The organism is Stenotrophomonas bentonitica, assembly GCF_013185915.1.
GTDB lineage: Bacteria > Pseudomonadota > Gammaproteobacteria > Xanthomonadales > Xanthomonadaceae > Stenotrophomonas > Stenotrophomonas bentonitica.
The window spans coordinates 991,672-1,008,151 of the sequence record NZ_JAAZUH010000001.1; the positions used below are offsets into that span (position 1 = coordinate 991,672).

Sequence of the window (16,480 nt, forward strand, 5' to 3'; positions counted from 1 at the left end):
GCGTCAGGTCATTCGGGCTTGGCGTTCGCCAGGCGGGCCATCCGCTGGGCATCGGCAAGGATGCCGCGCAGCAGCCGCACTTCCTGTTCGCTGAGTTCAGAACGCAGGAACAGGCGGCGCAGCTTGCGCATGGCCGAGTCCGGGGCGCGGCCCTTGTGGAAGTCGATCTCGTCCAGGGTCTGGCCGAGCTGGCCGAACAGGCCTTCGACCTGGGCATGGCTGGCCGGCTGTTCACGGTGTTCAGGATCGGCCGGGGCGGCGGCTTCGACCCCGCCGAGGCTGGCCATGCGCAGTTCGTAGGCCAACACCTGCACGGCGGCGGCCAGGTTCAGCGAGCTGAACTCCGGATTGGAGGGAATGTGCACGGCCAGGTGGCACAGCTGCAGTTCTTCGTTGGTCAGGCCAGTGCGTTCGCGGCCGAACACGAAGGCGACCTCGCCTTCTTCTTCGGCGGCCTTGGCCAGTCCGCGCTGGGCGGCCACGGCGGGCAGCAGCTCTTCGAGCTGGACCCGGCGGGCACGGGCGGTGCAGCCCAGCACCAGCCGGCAGTCAGCCACGGCTTCGGCGAGGGTGGCGACCACGGGGGCGTCGCCGAGCACGTCCTCGGCGCCGGCCGAGCGGCGGAAGGCCTCTTCGTCCAGGGGTTTTTCGGGCGCGACCAGCACCAGCCGGCCCAGCCCCATGGTCTTCATGGCACGGGCGGCGGCGCCCATGTTGCCGGGGTGCTGGGTGCCCACGAGGACGAAACGGATGCGGGATTGAGCGGATTCTGAAGACATGAACAGGCCAAACGCGAGCAGGACAGTCACAAATGGTAAACTGTGCGACCGGCCTTTGCGCCGGAACCGCTCTTTTCCCCCGCCAGTACCCCATCTCTGCCTTTCCGGGAGCTTTTCGCCATGCAGAAACCCGCCGTCACCGTCATGGTCAAGGCCGCCCGCCTCGCCGGCAACGTCCTGTTGCGCAACATCAACAAGCTGGAGGCGTTGAACGTCGTCCAGAAGGGGCGCATGGACTACGCGAGTGAAGTCGATGCGGATGCGGAAAAGGTCATCGTCAAGGAACTGAAGCGCGCCTACCCGGATTACGGGATCATGGCCGAAGAAAGCGGCGTGACGGCGGTGAACCGTTACATGTGGGTGATCGACCCGCTGGACGGCACCAGCAACTACCTGCGTGGCTTCCCGCACTACTGCGTGTCGATCGCCCTGGTGGAAAACGGCGAGCCGATCGACGCGGTGATTTTCGACCCGCTCCGCAATGAACTGTTCACTGCCAGCCGTGGCGCCGGCGCCGTGCTGAACGACCGCCGCATCCGGGTGACCGACCGCAAGGACATGGAAGGGGCGATGATCCACACGGGCTTCGCGCCGCGCGAGCGCAGCCGCACCAGCAGCCAGCTGAAGGCGATCGACGCGCTGCTGGTGCACGCCGAAGACGTCCGCCGCACCGGTTCGGCCGCGCTGGACCTGGCCTACGTGGCCTGCGGCCGTGCTGATGCTTATTTCGAAGCCGGCGTGAAGGCGTGGGACATCGCCGCCGGCGTACTGCTGGTCCGCGAAGCCGGTGGTCGTGTCTGCGACTTCAAGGGCGCCACCCCGGCCCGCATGGACAGCCGCGGCCCGGAAACCCAGCAGATCGTGGCTGGCAACGTGAAGAACACCGATGTGCTGCAGAAGGTGCTGGTCAACACCGGCTATGCAGCAGAGTTCGACGCGAAGTTCTGATCGGTTTGAAATGATCTTCCAACAACGGCGCCTTTGGGCGCCGTTGTTGTTTTTGGGTCCCGCCGGTAGAGCCGGGCTCTGCCCGGCTGCTGGACTCTGCGCGAACAGCCGGCGCCTCAATGCCACGTGCAGGGGCGGCCGCCGGGCAGCCCCCATACATGGTCGTGTGCGGTTGGGAACGGCGGACACGCATGGCGTGTCACTACGCGGGTGGTCCGTCGGCGTAGTTGGGTTTCCCGTGGCCACCTGCCAACTATCGGAGGGTCGGCGGGGGTGGGTTTGAGGGGGCACGAGCCGCATGGGTCGGGCGCATGCGCCCGACGGGTTGGGCAGGAGCCCAACCCCGGTCTTGCCGTGTGCGCAGGACAGCGCACACGTGCAAGCGGCGATGAGCTTACATGGACGTACTTGCAGCGTCCCCCACAAACCCGCACCCGACGGCCCTGACCAAGGGGACCGCGCAGACGGCGGCTTTGGCTTTGGCTTTGGCTTTGGCTTTGGCTCCAAACAAAAACGCCCGACCAACCGGCCGGGCGTCTTCAAACATCAATATCCGCGAATCACGCCACAGTGCTGCTCGCAGCCTTCAGCGCAGCAATGCGCTCTTCCAGCGGTGGGTGGCTCAGGAACAGCTTCTTCGCGGTGGAACCGGCGATACCGAACGCAGCGATCTGGGTCGGCAGCGTGCTTTGGCCGTGGTTGAGCTTCAGGCGCTCCAGCGCCGCGATCATCTTCTGGCGGCCCGCCAGGTGCGCACCGCCCGCGTCTGCACGGAATTCGCGGTGGCGCGAGAACCACATGGCGATCATGGTGGCGAACAGGCCGAACACCATTTCCAGCAGGAACACGATGATGAAGTACGCGAAGCCACGACCGCCGCCCTCGCGGTTGCCCGACAACGCGCTGTCGACGATGCCGCCCACAATGCGCGCCGCAACGATCACGAACGTATTGAGCACGCCCTGCAGCAGCGCCATCGTGATCATGTCGCCATTGGCAACGTGCGCGATCTCGTGGCCCAGCACCGCCTCGGCCTCGTCCTCGCTCATGTTGTGCAGCAGGCCCGTGGACACCGCCACCAGCGCATTGTTGCGGTTCGCACCGGTCGCGAACGCATTGATTTCCGGACCGTCATAGACCGCCACTTCCGGCATCCCGATGCCCGCCTCGCGCGCCTGGCGCTCCACCGTCGCCAGCAACCAACGCTCGGTCTGGTTGCGCGGCTCCTTGATGACTACCGCACCCGTCGAGCGCTTGGCCATCCACTTCGACATCAGCAGCGAGATCAGCGAACCGCCGAAGCCCAGGATCGCACCGAACACCAGCAGACCGCTCATCTGGGTGGGATTGACGCCCAACAGTCGCATCACCAGGCTGGCCAGGAGCAGCACAGCAAAGTTGGTGGCGAGGAAGAGTGCAATACGGCTGAACATGGCAGAGGCTGCTTGTATGTAGGGGTTATCCGCAAATCTGCGGGGACTTCAGGTTGAATTCAAGCCACAACCTGACCGACGATTCATAGTTCATGTCCATGACTGCCTACCGAGGGCGTTTCGCCCCCTCCCCCACCGGCCCCCTCCACGCCGGCTCTTTGCTGGCCGCATTCGGCAGTTGGCTGCTCGCCCGCCATGCCGGCGGCCGCTGGGCCGTCCGCATTGAAGACATCGATCCACCCCGAACCGTCCCCGGCGCCATCGGCCAGCAACTGACTGCACTTGCCGCGTTCGGGCTGGCCAGCGACGACCCCATCGTCCACCAGAGCCAGCGTGATGCCCTGTACCAGGCCGCCCTCGACCGGCTGCTGGCCGAGGACAAGGCTTTCCCCTGTCACTGCAGCCGCACCGACCTGGCCGACCAGCATGGCATCCACCATTACTGCGTTGGACGTACGGAGCGGGCCCGACCGGCCATCCGCCTGCGCGTCCCGCCCGGCAGCCTCGTCACCTTTCAGGACGGCCTGCGCGGCCCGATTCAGCAGGACGTGCATGCCGACGTCGGCGACTTCGTCCTGCGCCGCGCCGACGGCTACTGGGCCTACCAGCTCGCCGTCGTCGTCGACGACGCCGACCAGCGCATCACCGACGTCGTCCGCGGCGCCGACCTGCTCGACTCCACCGCCCGCCAGATCCTGCTCCAGCAGGCCCTCGGCCTGCCCACCCCGCACTACCTGCACCTGCCCCTGCTGCTCGAGCCCGACGGCCACAAGCTGTCCAAATCCGACGCCGCCCGCCCGGTCGACCCGCATGCCCCCGTGCCCGCCCTGCAGCAGGCCTGGGCCCAGCTCGGCCAGGACCCCGCCGTGCTGGCCCGCGTTTCCGACGTCCCCGCCCTGCTCGACCGCGCCCGCGCCGGCTTCGACCCCGCGCGTTTGCCACCGGGCGACATCCGACTCGCCGCAGACCCCGCCTGAGCCGCCCCCTTTTTCGCCGTGATGTTGCAGAATCGCTTTCCCCCCTGCTGGTCCCGGAGTAGCTGCTCATGACATCTCGCGTCGCACTGGTCACCGGTGGTACCGGCGGTATCGGTTCCGCCATCTGCCAACGTCTGGCCGACCAGGGCCATCGGGTTGCCACCAACTACCGCGACGAAGCCAAGGCCCTGGCCTGGCGCGAGCGCATGCTGGCGAAGGGCTGCGATGTGGCGATCTTCCCCGGCGACGTGTCTGACCCGGACACCGCCGAGAAGATGGTGCACGACGTCGAAGCCGCGCTCGGCCCGGTCGAGATCCTGGTCAACAACGCCGGCATCACCCGCGACACCACCTTCCACCGCATGCGTGCCGACCAATGGCACGACGTGATCAACACCAACCTCAACTCGGTGTTCAACGTCACCCGCCCGGTCATCGAAGGCATGCGCCGCCGCGGCTGGGGCCGCGTAATCCAGATCAGCTCCATCAACGGCCTCAAGGGCCAGTACGGCCAGGCCAACTACGCCGCCGCCAAGGCCGGCATGCACGGCTTCACCATCTCGCTGGCACGCGAGAATGCCGGCTTCGGCATCACCGTCAACACCATTTCCCCCGGCTACGTCGCCACCGACATGGTCATGGCCGTGCCCGACGAAGTCCGCGCCAAGATCATCGCCGACATCCCCACCGGCCGCCTCGGCAAGCCCGAGGAAATCGCGTACGCGGTAGCGTTCCTGGTCGCCGAAGAAGCCGCCTGGATCACCGGTTCGAATCTCGACATCAACGGTGGACATCACATGGGTTGGTAACGGTTACAACACCGTTTTCGCCCATCAACCCGAGGAGCCGGCCGGCGGCCGGCACTACGGATTTCTGCGGTTTTTCAATGAATTAACTCTTCCTCCCTCTGGAGGAGAGCCCCCTTTTTGTTAAAGGGGGCGCGGCGAAGCCGCGGGGATAAGGAAACATACCGAGGGGGCCCACGTTTTGCTGCGCAAAACGTCGGCAGTGCAGCATTGCCGCAGGCAATGCTGCAGTTCATGCTGCGCAGCATGAAGAATTCAATAGGATGACCAAAGGAGGTTGCAACCGGTGCTGCGCTGCGCCATGCTGCGCGCCTACGCTTGCGAGTGATTGCTTCATGGCTGCGAACCGCATCATCAAGAAGTATCCCAACCGCCGTCTCTACGACACCGAAATTTCCAGCTACATCACCATCGAGGACGTGCGCCAGCTGATCCTGGACGGTGAAGACTTCGAGGTCCGCGACGCCAAAAGCGGCGACGACCTGACCCGTTCCGTCCTGCTGCAGATCATTGCCGACCAGGAACAGGACGGCGAGCCGATGCTCTCCACCCAGCTGCTCAGCCAGCTGATCCGCTTCTATGGCGATTCCCTGCAGGGCTTCATGGGCAACTACCTGGAGCGCAGCATGCAGGTGTTCCTGGACCAGCAGCAGCAGTTCCGCCAGCAGATGGGCAACCTGCTCGGCCAGACCCCGTGGGCGATGATGAACCAGCTCACCGAACGCAACCTCGAACTCTGGCAGGACTTCCAGCGCAACATGGGTGGCGGCTTCGGCCCGCGCCCGCCGGGCACCTCCACCGGCACCTCCACCGGCACCGGCAAGCCCGAGGCCCCGGCCACCGGCAAGACCCGCCGCTGATCCACGGGCGGCACCAAAAAAAAGGCGCAGCCCCCGGGCCGCGCCTTTTTTCGTTTCAGGCTGAAGGGTTCAGCGCTTGGACTTCGGCTTCGCACAGCCGCTGCAGACCCGCTCCACCTGGTAGCCCCGGGCGCGCAGCTTTTCGACCACGCCGTCCTCGCCCAGCAGGTGCAGCGTGCCCACCACCACCAGCGTGCCGCCCTGCCCGGCCTTGAGCTGCTGTTCCAGCTTCGGCACCCAGGCGTCGTTGCGGTCGGTGTTGATGCGCTTGTACAGCTGCGGGTATTCGCCGCGCATCTCCGCGGCCATCGAGGTCCACAGCAGCTTGTCGTCGCCGCGACGCCACGCGTCATGCAGCTTGCGGCCTTCCGCGTCGGCCTGGTCGGCCTGGTCCAGCGCCTCGGCCACCATCTGCTGCTGTTCCTGCAGCGACATGCCCGACAGGACCGCCACCTGGGTGTCGATGTCTTCCAGCCCGCTGGTCGGCTTGCCGGCGTCGGCAGCGCGGGCCATGAAATGGCGGTCCAGGCCCAGCTCCGGGTCCAGCCCCATCTTGGTGAACTGCGACAGGGTGATGGTCAGGCCCACGAACCACGGCTTCATGCCCTGCAGCTGGGCCAGCGGCAGTTTGTTGTCGGCCGCGTACTTCTGCAGCTTGGTCCAGGTCGCTGCGTCCAGGTCACGCTTCAGCTCGCTGCCATCGGTGCGCATCGCCGCCTGCAGCATCTTGCGGGTCAGGTCCGGCGACTGCATGTCCTGCGGCGAGAGTTCGAACACCACCCGCTTCGACGCCGCGAAGGCCTGGTCCACGTCGGCCGCCAGCGGATAGTCCTCGGCGCGCAGCAGGTGGAACGAGCCCAGCAGGTACAGGCGGCTGTCGCCCGGGCCGGTCACCTTCCACAGCAGCGGCACCGGCGCGGTCGACGCGGCCGAGGTCGTGGCCGGCGCGGCGCTGGCCGCGGTGCCCAGCAGCAGGCCGGTGGCAAGCAGCAGCGGTGCAGCCAGTCGCTTCAACATCATCATGGTCAAGCCCCTCCCTGGGGCGGGTGATAGGCCTGCTCGCCCGCCTCGACCCGCAGGTCCAGGCGGTTTTCCGGCGGTGTCAGCGGGCACGTGGCGAACGGCGTGAACGCACACGGCGGGTTGTAGGCATGGTTGAAATCGATCACCACGTTGCCGCTGGCGTCCGGCGCCGGCAGGTCCAGGTAGCGCCCGGCCGGATAGCTGCCGTGGCCGCTGGTGCGGTCGCCGAAGATCACGAACAGCTCGCGGCCCGGCTCGCCCAGCGCTTCCAGCCGCCAGGTCTTGCCGTCGCGCTCGAACTCCAGCGCGCCGGCATTGGGCATGTCGGTGGTGAGCCCGGTGATGTCCACGATCGGCAGGGTCTTGCCGACCGGGTGCGGCACGAAGCGCGCGGTAACCCGCCAGTCCGGACCGCCCGGCCAGTAGTCCAGGCCGGTGAAGCCACTGCGCGAGTATGCATCGGCATGCTTCACGCGCAGCGCGAAGCGCTCGCCGCGATGGATCAGGCTGAGCTGGCCCTTGCCGTCGTCGAAGGCAATCTTCGTGGGCGTGGCATCGCGGTCGCTGTAGAAGCGGATGCGGCCGGTCAGCGGCTTGCCGTCCACGCTCAGCGCCACGCCACGCTCAGGCGTGAAGGTGACCGTATCGCCGTTGCGCGCCACCATGCCCAGTTTGGCCGGGCCGACCGCCAGGCGGATGCCGCTGCCCGGGCCGCTGCCGATGTAATGCGCCTTGTGTTCCAGCCAGTGCAGACCGACCAGGCTGGTCCAGCCATCGGGCGCGTGCAGTTCGTTGTAGCGCTGCAGGCGCCACTGCTGCTGTTCGGCCGCGAATGCCGGATCCACCGCCGCCTTGACCGGCGCAGCCTCCTTGTCGCCGCAGCCTGCCAGGCCCAGCGCCAGCAGTGCCGCGCCGAGTCCCCATCCCCAGATACGCATCGTGCTCCCCTTCAACGTCCGCGTAGGAACCAGCGGTCGATTTCCGCCAGTGAAAAACGGGCCCAGGTCGGCCGGCCGTGGTTGCACTGGCCGGACCGTTCGGTAATTTCCATGTCGCGCAGCAGCGCGTTCATTTCAGGCAGGGTCAGCCGCCGGTTGGCGCGCACCGCACCGTGGCAGGCCATGGTCGACAGCAGCTCGTCGCGCGCGCTGGCGATGCGCCGGCTCTGCCCGTGTTCGCGCAGGTCGGTCAGCACGTCGCGCAGCAAACCTTCCGGTTCGGCATTGGCCAGCAGCGCGGGAATGCTGCGCACATGCAGCGAGCCGGGACCGGAGCGGGTGATTTCGAAGCCCAGCGCGGTCAGCGTTTCCGCTTCGCGCTCGGCGGTGTCGGCATCGCGCTCGCCCACCGCCAGGGTGATCGGCACCAGCAGCGGCTGCGCGTGCAGGCCGGTGGCATCGTGCGCGGTCTTCAGCCGTTCGTAGCCGATGCGTTCGTGCGCGGCATGCATGTCCACCACGATCAGGCCTTCGGCGTTCTCGGCCAGGATGTAGATGCCGTGCAGCTGCGCCACCGCGTAGCCCAGCGGCGGGACGCCGCTGTCGGCCGCGGTCACCGGCAAGCCCTGCTCGCTCGGCATTGGCGGCAGGCTGCTGTCGTCGCTGCCAGGCGGCCGCGCGTACAGCGCCGCGTATGCGGACGGCGCATCGGCCACGCGCAGGCCCAGCGGCGACTGCTGCGGTCGCCAGGCCTGGCTGCCCATTCCGCCACCGCCACCACCGCCGGCCAGCGCGTAACCGTTGCCGGCGGGCGCGGTGGCGTACATCGCGGCGGCCGCTTCAGCCACGCCTTCGGCGCTCGCGCCCACGGCGGTCATGCCGGCGCGGGTTTCGGCGAGCGCTTCCTTGAGCGTGCGGTAGACGAAGTCGTGGATCAGGCGCGAATCGCGGAAGCGCACTTCGTGCTTGGCCGGGTGCACGTTGACGTCGACGCGGGTCGGATCGAGTTCCAGGAACAGCACGTAGGCCGGCTGGCGGCCATGGAACAGCACGTCGCCATAGGCCATCTTCACCGCATGCGCGACGCTGCGGTCGCGCACCGAACGGCCGTTGACGTACAGGTACTGCTGGTCGGTACTGGCGCGGGAATAATGCGGCTGCGCGATCCAGCCATGCAGGCGCAGGCCGGCACCGCTGTGATCAACGCGCATGGCCTGGGTGGCGAAATCCTCGCCGAGGGTTTCGCCCAGGCGCGCATCCGAATACAGATCGCCGGGCTTGTAGCGGCGCGACGGCTTGCCGTTGTGCGACACGCGCAGTTCCACATCGGGACGCGCCAGCGCCAGCGAGCGCAGCCATTCTTCGATGTGGCCCAGTTCGGTACGTTCGGCGCGCAGGAACTTGCGGCGCGCGGGCACGTTGTAGAACAGCTCGCGCACTTCCACGGTCGTGCCCGGCGCATGCGCACGCGGCGTCACCTCGCCCAGCTTGCCGCCTTCGATCTGCAGCGCCGAGCCATGCTCGTCGCTGCGCCGGCGCGAGGCCAGCGTGAACCGGCTCACCGAGGCGATCGACGGCAGCGCTTCGCCACGGAACCCGAGCGTGGCCACGGCTTCAAGGTCATCCAGGCTGGCAATCTTGCTGGTGGCATGCCGCGACACCGCCAACGGCAGCTCCTCGGGCGCAATGCCGCCGCCGTCGTCGCGGATACGGATCAACCGCACCCCGCCCTCCTCCAGGTCGATATCGACCCGGCTGGCGCCGGCATCCAGCGCGTTTTCCACCAGTTCCTTGACCACCGACGCCGGCCGCTCCACGACTTCGCCGGCAGCGATCTGGTTGATGAGGATTTCGGGGAGTTGGCGGATGCTCATCGCGTGATGATAGCGAAATGCGCGCCCCAACAGCCGGGCAGAGCCCGGCTCTACCGCCTTTGGATGACTCACCTGCCAACTATCGAAGGGTCGGCGGGGGTGGGTTTGAGGGGGCACGAGCCGCATGGATGCGGCGATGAGCTTACATGGACGTACTTGCAGCGTCCCCCACAAACCCGCACCCGACGGCCCTGACCAGGGAACCCCCGCACCCCAAGGCTGTTCGCCCAGATCCAACAGGGGCCGGGCAAAGCCCGGCTCTACGCCATCTGTCGAATACCGAACCAAACAAAAACCCGCTTTCGCGGGCTTTTATTTGCTACCCCCGGCAACCGTCCCGGCGGCGTCTATTTCGGCCTGGGCGCGGGCCGCGTAAAGCGTGCCTGGCGGAGGCTGGCGGCTGAAGAAGGTGTGTACGCCATCAAGCACCGCACCCGCGATCTGGCGCTGGTAGGCCGGGTCCATCAGGCGGCGCTCTTCGTCCGGATTCGAGATGAACGCCGTTTCCACCAGCATCGCCGGCATGTCCGACGTGCGCAGCACCGCGAAGTTCGCGCGCTCGATGTTCGGCTTGTGATTCTTGCCAATGCGCTTCAACCCACCCAGCACATGCCCCGCCGCATCTTCCGACGCCTTCATGTAACCGCTCTGCGCCAGGTCCAGCAGCACGTTGGCCAGCGTCCCCTCCGTCTGCTGCAGACGCACGCCACCGACCAGATCCGCCGCGTTTTCCTTGTCCGCCAGCCAGCGCGCACGCTGCGAAGACGCACCCTTGGTCGACAGCACATACACCGACGACCCCGTCGCCGCGCGGTTTTCCGCCGCGTCCGCATGGATCGAAATGAAAATGTCCGCCTTCGCCGAACGCGCCTTCTGCGCACGCATCGGCAGCGGAATGAACACGTCCGTATCGCGGGTCAGGTACGCCTTCAGGCCCGGCGTCGCATTGACCTGGCGTGCCAGCTCACGTGCCACCGCCAGCGTGATGTCCTTCTCCCGCTTCCCGGTCGGCCCCACCGCACCCGGATCCTGGCCGCCATGGCCCGGATCGATCGCCACCACCAGCGGGCGCATGCCCGACTGCATCTTTACCCGCGACGCATCGCTCGGCATCGCCGGACGCGGCGGTACCACCGTCGTCTGTACCGGCGTCGGCGCAGGCTGCGCAGGCGCCACTGCCGCCGTCGGCTGCCCGGCCAGGATCGCCGCCGGCGACGCCGCATTGCTGGCCGCGTTCGCCGTTCCGGCTGCGGCCACGTTGGTAGTCGTCACTGCGGTCGGTGCTGCCGGCGTCGGCACCGCCGTCGCCACACTCGCACTCGCCTGCTGCCGCACCGTAGCGGTCAGCAGCGCCGCCGCGCGGGCCGCATCAGCACGCGCCTGCGCCTGCGCAGCTTCGGCAGGCGTCGGCGGCAAGGTACGGGTCGTTTGAACAACGGGCGCCGGCGTCGGCTGCGCGGCCACCGGCGTCGACGCCGTCGGCGTCGTTGCAGGCGGCGTCGTTGCAGGCGCGGCCGCAACCGGCGCATTCGCCACAGGCGCCTTGGCCACGCTGGCCGGCGCATCGCCCGGCCACTCGATCACCAGCCGCGAATCCTGGCCCTGCTTCACCATCTGCGGCTTGAACGGCGCCACCGACTCCGCCAGGTCGAATACGACCCGGAACGTGCCCGGCACCGGCTGCCCGGTTCGCACCGCCGTGACCACACCCGTGGGCGCAGGCAGCTTCAGGTTGCGCACCGCGCTCGAATCCGGGAAATCCACCACCAGCCGGTTCGGACCGGACAGGCTCAGCGTCTTGTAACCACCGCTGCCGGCCAGCGCGATCTCCGCGCGGGTCCCGGTCGAACCGGTCTCCAGCGCCACCTGGCGGACCTCGCCAGCCCACGACATCGCGCTCGCCAGACAGAGTCCGACGGCGGCGCAGATGGCGGTGAGTGGTTTCCCCATTGGCATGGCTGAGGATTCAATCACCGCGCTGAATGAAATGCAACCGCTTTTTCCTTAATAATCCGTAACCTGGGGGTCTTTCCTACTGTCAGCCCACAGATAGGGCCTGCAAGTCGCCCCCTTGCGGCAGCCGTTCCAGCCATTCATGTCCGGCGGCACTGACCGCCGAGAGCCGCGCGCGACGGCCCTGCCCCTCGATTTCCAGCGCCACGATCAGGTCCGTCGGCGGCAGCGCCCCGGCCCCGCGCTCCGGCCATTCCACCAGCCACAGCGACGCGCTGCCCTCGTCCAGCCCCAGGAAATCCAGCTCCTCGGCCTGGCCGATCCGGTACAGGTCCAGGTGCCAAGCCTCGTGCCCGTCGGCCAGCGGGTAGCGCTCCACCAGCGTGTAGGTCGGACTGCGGATGCCGCCCTCCACTCCCAGCGCACGCAGCAGCGCCCGCGCCAGCGTCGACTTGCCGGCGCCCAGGTCGCCCTGCAGCTGGACCACCGCATGCGGCGGGCGGGTCGCGGCCAGCCATTGACCCAGCAGGTCGGTGTCCTGCGGTTCGGCCAGGAAGAAATCGATCATCGGCATCACGGTTCCGGGTTCGCCCGCCGGCGCAGCGGCACCAGCAGGTCGGTGGGGAGCAGGCCACGCTGGCCGTCGCGGGCCGCGTCGTCGCCGGCCAGGGCATGCAGCAGCGCGCCGCCGCTGGCGGCGTCGAACGCGTCCAAGCCCTGCGCGCGCAGGGCCGCAATGATGCCGGTGAGCAGGTCGCCCATGCCGCCCACGGCCATGCCGGGGTTGCCTGCCGCGATGCGCCGCGGCCGCGCATGCGGCGCGGCGACCAGCGTGCCGGCGCCCTTGAGCACCACCACCGCATTGAAGCGTGCCGCCAGCGCGGTCACCGCAGCGACGCGGTCGGCCTGTACGCTGGCGGTGTCGGTGCCGAGCAGGCGCGCGGCCTCGCCCGGGTGCGGGGTCAGGATCGCGTCGTGCAGCGGCTGCGGATGCGCAGCCAGCAGGTTGAGCGCATCGGCGTCGATCACCAGCGGTTTGCCGCAGGCCTCCACCTGGCGCCACAGCTCACGCGCCCAGTCATCCTGGCCCAGCCCGGGGCCGATCGCCACCACCGTCGCACGCGGCAGCAGCGCCTGCAGCTCGCCGCTGTCCTGCACCGCGTGCACCATTGCTTCCGGCAGGCGGCTGAGCAGCGGCGCCACGTGCTGTGGCTGGGTGGCCACGCTGACCAGCCCGGCGCCGGCGCGGAGCGCCGATTCGGCCGCCAGCATCACCGCGCCGCCGCTGCCCGCATTGCCACCCACGCACAGCACATGGCCATTGCGGCCCTTGTGGCTGTCCACGGGCCGTGGCGGCAGCAGCGGCACCAGGCGCTGCGCCTCCCACAGGTCATACGGTTCAGCAAGCTCGGACATGCCGGGATTCTATACTTGTCGCCATGTCCGCGGTTCCCCTGCCCACGCCCGTCCACCTGCCACGCGCTGCCGAGCGCGTGCGCGCACTCGCGCGCGAACACGGCTTCCAGCGCTGCGGCATCGCCGGCATCGAACTGGGCGAGGACGAAGCACATCTGGCCGACTGGCTCGGCAAAGGCCTGTACGGCACCATGGAATGGATGGCGCGCCATGGCACCCTGCGTGCGCGCCCGGCCGAACTGCTGCCCGGCACCGTGCGCGTGATCTCGGTCGGCATGGATTACGGCCACAAGGACGACACCCAGGCCTGGGACACCCTGCACGACGGCGACCGCGCCTACGTGGCGCGCTACGCGCTGGGCCGCGATTACCACAAGCTGATGCGCAACCGCCTGCAGAAGTTCGCCGACGCATTGGCGGCAGAGATCGGCGCGTTCGGCTACCGGGTCTTCGTCGACTCGGCACCGGTGCTGGAGCGTGCCCTGGCGCGCAATGCCGGGCTCGGCTGGATCGGCAAGCACACCTGCCTGATCGACCGCCACGGCGGCTCGTGGTTCTTCCTGGGTGAGATCTACATCGACCTGCCGCTGCCGGTGGACACCCCAGCCACCGCGCACTGCGGCACCTGCACGCGTTGCATCGACGTGTGCCCGACCCAGGCCATCATCGCGCCGCAGCGGCTCGACGCGCGGCGCTGCATTTCCTACCTGACCATCGAACACGATGGCGCCATTCCCGAAGACATGCGCGTGCCGATGGGCAACCGCATCTACGGCTGCGACGACTGCCAGCTGGTCTGCCCCTGGAACAAGTTCGCGCGGCGCACCGACGAACCGGATTTCCGTGCGCGCAATGATCTGGATACGGCAAGCCTGGCGCAACTGTTCGCGTGGGAAGAAGACGAGTTCCTGCGCCGCACCGAAGGCAGCCCGATCCGGCGCAGCGGACACGAACGCTGGCTGCGCAACATCGCGGTGGCGCTGGGCAACGCGCCCGGCCATGCCGAGACCCTGGCCGCGCTGCACTCGCGCGTTGAGCACTCCTCCGCGCTGGTGCGCGAGCACGTGCAGTGGGCACTGCAGCAGCACGCCACGCGCGGCAACGCCGGCTGACCGCCGCCTGCACGCCGCGCGCCCGGGCATGCGACCATGGACGCCCGTTCGTACCGTTTGACCCGTCATGGACCGCAGCGCGCAGATCCTCACGCCCAGCCAGCTCAACATCCTGGCCCGCGACCTGCTGGAAGGCTCGTTCCCGTCGGTGTGGGTGGAAGCCGAGCTGGGCAGCGTGACCCGCCCCGCCTCCGGCCACATGTATTTCACCCTGAAGGACGCGCGCGCGCAGATCCGTGCGGCCCTGTTCAAGCCCAAGAGCCAGTGGCTGAAGTTCGTGCCGCGCGAAGGCATGCGCGTGCTCGCCCGCGGCCGGCTGACGCTGTACGAAGCGCGCGGCGAGTACCAGATGGTGCTCGACCACATGGAAGAAGCCGGCGAAGGCGCACTGCGCCGCGCCTTTGAGCAGCTCAAGGCGCGGCTGGAAGCCGAAGGCCTGTTCGCGCCCGAACGCAAGCGTGCCCTGCCCGCCCACGTGCGCCGGCTGGCGGTGATCACCTCGCCCACCGGCGCGGCCGTGCGCGACGTGCTGAGCGTGCTGGAACGACGCTTCCCCCTGCTGGAAGTGGACCTGTTGCCCAGCCTGGTGCAGGGCGACAGCGCCGCCGCGCAGATCACCGCGCTGCTGCGCAGTGCCGACGCCAGCGGCCGCTACGACGTGATCCTGCTGACCCGTGGCGGCGGCTCGATGGAAGACCTGTGGGCATTCAACGACGAGCAGCTGGCGCGCGCGATCGCCGCCAGTACGACGCCGGTGGTGTCGGCGGTCGGCCACGAAACCGACTTCAGCCTGGCCGATTTCGCCGCAGACCTGCGCGCACCGACGCCGTCGGTAGCGGCCGAACTGCTGGTGCCCGACCAGCGCGATCTGCAGCTGCGCCTGCGCCGCCAGGCGGCACGACTTGTGCAGCTGCAACGGCACGGGCTGGGCCAGGCCATGCAGCGCGCCGACCGCGCCCTGCTGCGGCTCAATGCGCAGAGCCCGCAGAACCGCCTGCAGTTGCTGCAGCGCCGCCAGCAGGACCTGGCGCGCCGGTTGGCCGGCATCTGGCAGCAGCAGCACGAACGGCGCCTGGCGCGCCTGCGGCATGCCGCCGTGGTGTTGCGCAACGGCCACCCTCAACGCCAGCTGGATGCGCTGGGGCAGCGACTGCAGCGCGCCCTGCCGCGCGTGGAAGCAGCGATGGCCCGGCAGCTGCAGCGCGACACCCTGCGCCTGCGCGCGCTGGCGCGTTCGATGGAAGCGGTGAGCCCGCTGGCGACGGTGGCGCGCGGTTACGCGATTCTTACGCGGGAAGACGACGGCCGCCTGGTGCGGTCGCCGTTGGATGTGGCGCCTGGGGATGCGTTGCAGGCGCGGGTGCAGGACGGGGTGATCGACGTGGTGGTCAAGGACCGTTGATCACTGCATGGCGGCCGACCCACCGGCCGTTTCGCAGAACCGTTGGCGGTATTCCATGGCCTTTGGCATCAATGCCTGCAGGTTCTGGATGCGGGTGCCCGGGTTCGGGTGCGTGGACGAGAATTCCGGCGGCGCCTGGCCGCCACTGGCCTGGCCCATGCGTTCCCACAGCGGTATCGCTTCGCGCGGGTCGAAACAGGCGGCCGCCGCCAGCATGAGGCCCACTTCGTCGGCCTGGGTTTCATGGCTGCGCGCGTAGGGCAACAGATACCCATAGCCCATCGCCGACATCACCATCTGCTGCTGCCCCGGGTCCATGCCACTGGCGGCACCGGCCATCTGCCCGATCTGGGTGAGCTTCTGCTGGGCCATGCGCTGGGCGCCATGGCGCAGCAGCGCGTGCGCGATCTCATGGCCCATCACCACCGCCATCGCGTCCTGGGTCTGGGCCACTGGCACCAGCCCGGTGTACACCGCCATCTTGCCGCCGGGCAGGCAGAACGCGTTGGCCTGGTCGGACTGGATGACGTTGACCTCCCACTGGAAGTCACGCGAGAAGTGCGCCGGCTTCAACCCGTGTTCCTGCGCCAGCGAAGTCTCCACCACGTCGACCTTGCGGATCAGGCGTTCGGCAATGGCGCGCACATCGCGCGAGACCTGCGCGTTGGGGTCCAGCGGGCGTTCCTGCTGCAGGATTTCCTGGTAGGCCTGCAGGCCCATCGCCATTTCCTGGTCGGCATCGAGCGAGCTGTCGATCAGCACGCTTTCGCCGGTGTACGGGTCCACGCTGCGGTTGGAGAACCAGTAGAACGCGGCATAGCCGGCAAACGCCAGCAGGACCCACCAGCGGATGTTGCCGAACAAACCCGGGCGCCGTGCCCGTTGCTGCTGCTGACCGCCGAAGGGATCGCTGCGCATGCTGGTGGTTCCTGAGGGTTGAGGGAAATGCTACCGCCAAA

The 16,480-nt window shown here is 68.3% G+C and carries 14 protein-coding genes and 1 pseudogene; 6 read left to right on the top strand and 9 right to left on the bottom strand.

From position 1 onward, the window contains the following. Positions 1–8: 8 nt before the first annotated feature. Positions 9–779, bottom strand: a complete 771-nt coding sequence (locus HGB51_RS04400) for an RNA methyltransferase (protein ID WP_070209431.1) — start codon at positions 777–779, stop codon at positions 9–11. A gap of 120 nt (positions 780–899) precedes the next feature. Here HGB51_RS04400 and HGB51_RS04405 point away from each other — a divergent pair, with 120 nt between their 5' ends. Further along, a complete protein-coding gene (locus HGB51_RS04405) occupies positions 900–1,727 on the top strand; it encodes an inositol monophosphatase family protein (protein WP_070209423.1) in 828 nt (275 codons plus the stop codon). A gap of 560 nt (positions 1,728–2,287) precedes the next feature. Here the strand turns inward: HGB51_RS04405 and htpX are convergent. Next, complete coding sequence (gene htpX / locus HGB51_RS04410) at positions 2,288–3,160, bottom strand: protease HtpX (protein WP_070208529.1); 873 nt, start codon at positions 3,158–3,160, stop codon at positions 2,288–2,290. A 92-nt stretch (positions 3,161–3,252) separates the two neighbouring features. Here htpX and gluQRS point away from each other — a divergent pair, with 92 nt between their 5' ends. From gluQRS to phaR, 3 genes are all read left to right on the top strand, one after another. Further along, positions 3,253–4,137, top strand: coding sequence for a tRNA glutamyl-Q(34) synthetase GluQRS (gene gluQRS, locus HGB51_RS04415; protein WP_070208530.1), 885 nt, complete (start codon positions 3,253–3,255; stop codon positions 4,135–4,137). Positions 4,138–4,205: 68 nt separating this feature from the next. Further along, a complete protein-coding gene (gene phbB / locus HGB51_RS04420; protein ID WP_070208531.1) occupies positions 4,206–4,946 on the top strand; it encodes a beta-ketoacyl-ACP reductase in 741 nt (246 codons plus the stop codon). Positions 4,947–5,278: 332 nt separating this feature from the next. Beyond that, positions 5,279–5,803 carry a polyhydroxyalkanoate synthesis repressor PhaR gene (gene phaR / locus HGB51_RS04425; RefSeq protein ID WP_070208532.1) on the top strand — a complete coding sequence of 175 codons (525 nt, stop codon included), beginning with the start codon at positions 5,279–5,281 and terminating at the stop codon, positions 5,801–5,803. A 69-nt stretch (positions 5,804–5,872) separates the two neighbouring features. On the opposite strand, the gene HGB51_RS04430 is transcribed toward phaR, so the two are convergent. The 6 genes and pseudogenes from HGB51_RS04430 to HGB51_RS04455 all read right to left on the bottom strand — a co-directional run. Beyond that, the gene (locus HGB51_RS04430; RefSeq protein WP_070208546.1) at positions 5,873–6,823 is read right to left on the bottom strand and encodes a TraB/GumN family protein; all 951 of its coding nucleotides are present in this window, start codon (positions 6,821–6,823) and stop codon (positions 5,873–5,875) included. Positions 6,824–6,828: 5 nt separating this feature from the next. Next, positions 6,829–7,764 (bottom strand): DUF1684 domain-containing protein, encoded by a 936-nt coding sequence (locus tag HGB51_RS04435; protein WP_070208533.1) that lies wholly within the window; start codon positions 7,762–7,764, stop codon positions 6,829–6,831. Between the two features lie 11 nt (positions 7,765–7,775). Continuing rightward, entirely contained in the window at positions 7,776–9,638 is a 1,863-nt protein-coding gene (gene mutL, locus HGB51_RS04440; RefSeq protein WP_070208534.1) for a DNA mismatch repair endonuclease MutL, read from the bottom strand. 312 nt (positions 9,639–9,950) lie between these two features. Continuing rightward, positions 9,951–11,594 carry an N-acetylmuramoyl-L-alanine amidase gene (locus HGB51_RS04445; RefSeq protein ID WP_070208535.1) on the bottom strand — a complete coding sequence of 548 codons (1,644 nt, stop codon included), beginning with the start codon at positions 11,592–11,594 and terminating at the stop codon, positions 9,951–9,953. Positions 11,595–11,676: 82 nt separating this feature from the next. Next, positions 11,677–12,159, bottom strand: coding sequence for a tRNA (adenosine(37)-N6)-threonylcarbamoyltransferase complex ATPase subunit type 1 TsaE (gene tsaE, locus HGB51_RS04450; protein ID WP_070208547.1), 483 nt, complete (start codon positions 12,157–12,159; stop codon positions 11,677–11,679). A 5-nt stretch (positions 12,160–12,164) separates the two neighbouring features. Beyond that, a pseudogene (locus HGB51_RS04455) lies at positions 12,165–12,977 on the bottom strand (NAD(P)H-hydrate dehydratase); the annotation flags it as partial. Positions 12,978–13,030: 53 nt separating this feature from the next. Between HGB51_RS04455 and queG the strand changes: the two are divergent. Together queG and xseA are read left to right on the top strand one after the other, a co-directional pair. Then, positions 13,031–14,119 (top strand): tRNA epoxyqueuosine(34) reductase QueG, encoded by a 1,089-nt coding sequence (gene queG, locus HGB51_RS04460; RefSeq protein WP_070208536.1) that lies wholly within the window; start codon positions 13,031–13,033, stop codon positions 14,117–14,119. 67 nt (positions 14,120–14,186) lie between these two features. Then, positions 14,187–15,521 (top strand): exodeoxyribonuclease VII large subunit, encoded by a 1,335-nt coding sequence (xseA, locus tag HGB51_RS04465; protein WP_070208537.1) that lies wholly within the window; start codon positions 14,187–14,189, stop codon positions 15,519–15,521. Here xseA and HGB51_RS04470 read toward each other — a convergent pair whose 3' ends face one another. After that, positions 15,522–16,439, bottom strand: coding sequence for a M48 family metallopeptidase (locus tag HGB51_RS04470; RefSeq protein WP_070208538.1), 918 nt, complete (start codon positions 16,437–16,439; stop codon positions 15,522–15,524). It abuts the gene before it with no gap. Between the last annotated feature and the right edge of the window lie 41 nt (positions 16,440–16,480).